This is a genomic window from Photorhabdus sp. RM323S, assembly GCF_042879375.1.
GTDB classification, from domain to species: Bacteria; Pseudomonadota; Gammaproteobacteria; order Enterobacterales; family Enterobacteriaceae; genus Photorhabdus; species Photorhabdus tasmaniensis.
In genome coordinates this window covers 1-1348 of the sequence record NZ_JBHFKZ010000147.1, presented here as the reverse complement: position 1 = coordinate 1348, position 1348 = coordinate 1, and the positions used below count along the sequence as shown (strand labels likewise).

The window sequence follows — 1348 nt, the reverse complement described above, 5'->3', positions numbered from 1 at the left end:
TTTTTATCAGGAATATCTGCGCCGTTTCGATCTTTTGCCAGTTTATTATTAGCATTATCATTTATATCGGAAGCCAACTTCTGCGTTACCGCGAGTGTGTCACTATTGCCTGTCTTGTCAGTGAGTTGAACAATTCCTTTTTGTGTTAATGAGGTACTGGGAATTTCTGTTGTGATTTTTTTCTCTAATGCTCTATTTAATTGGGCGGTGAGTTTAGCTATATCGCCATCATCCAGAACATCATCTCCTCCGGAGTGTGTTGCGATAAAATTAGCTACAACAGAGGATATCGTGGACGATTGACGTAACACCTTATTTAATTCATGAGTAGTGATATTATCTGGTGGAAACCCAGTTTTTAAACTCCGACTTTCTTCATATCTTTCTTGACTCACTACATTTGCATTATTACTGATAGAAAAGGCTTTAAAATCATTCTGGGGTTTGAGACTCATGTTTTTTCCTTAAATTAGATAATATTATTTCATAAGCAACATATTGAATTACTGTAAAGATGATTTATCATAATTCGCTTAAATCATAGTTTAGTTCACAAAATGAATAATGAAATATTCTTATAACTCAGATGGTTAACTATTTTTGTGTAATTGGCGGTAATAAATAACCTGATATTTTTCAATCAAAACATACCCAAGATATTTAGTGCTATAGCGAAACCTACACTTTTTTCGATAGTTAAAACGCTTAGAATCCGAATTAATTAAGCTTTTAGATGAGTGTCTATTTTGTTGAAAAAAGAAAATACAGCTGTGGTACTGAGTATTAACTATCAGGAATATTTAGAAATAAAAGAAAATAACTGAACTAACATAAATCACAAAGATTAGAGCGTTTCTCCATTAACTGTTGACCAATGATAAGGTTGAAATTCACGAATTGTTTTAAATAACAACTCATTTTTCTCATTAGTTACCGCTGCCTTTACTGAACCACCCCAATGAACCAGATATTCTTGGCATATTCCGCACGGTGTCAAAATGGTATATTCACAACCTGTATCTTCACGGCAGAGACATAAAGAGTGTGTTACCGCTTCATTCAGCTTATGTGCTTCCAAATAGGCACCCACTTCCATACAAAGAGATAACGCGTCATTTTTGGTATCAGGTGCAATGCTGGTTAAAATCTTGCCTGATTCTGTCCGTACTGCGGCTGCACCACCCCATCCTTTGGGGTATCGTTTTTCAATTAAGTTAACTGCGGCGTTATATAACTCTTGTTCTATATTCATTAACTTACTGCTCCTGCACTATTAGCCTATTTTATTTTTCTATGTTAATAATATCTTTGGAAATAAGATTTTAGCTGTTATTAAAAATATTTTATA

General features: G+C 33.9%; 2 protein-coding genes. Both read right to left on the bottom strand.

Translation table 11 applies throughout. The annotated features are described in order from the left end of the window. The coding region (locus tag ACGF7G_RS22315; RefSeq protein ID WP_387468468.1) for a phage tail protein at nucleotides 1-455 on the bottom strand (455 nt) is incomplete at its 3' end. Between the two features lie 389 nt (nucleotides 456-844). After that, nucleotides 845-1252, bottom strand: a complete 408-nt coding sequence (locus ACGF7G_RS22310) for a cytidine deaminase (RefSeq protein WP_387468467.1) — start codon at nucleotides 1250-1252, stop codon at nucleotides 845-847. Between the last annotated feature and the right edge of the window lie 96 nt (nucleotides 1253-1348).

Excerpts from the sequence above, each read along its gene's own strand:
- ACGF7G_RS22310 (WP_387468467.1), bottom strand. The coding sequence starts at position 1,252 with ATGAATATAGAACAAGAGTTATATAACGCCGCAGTTAACTTAATTGAA.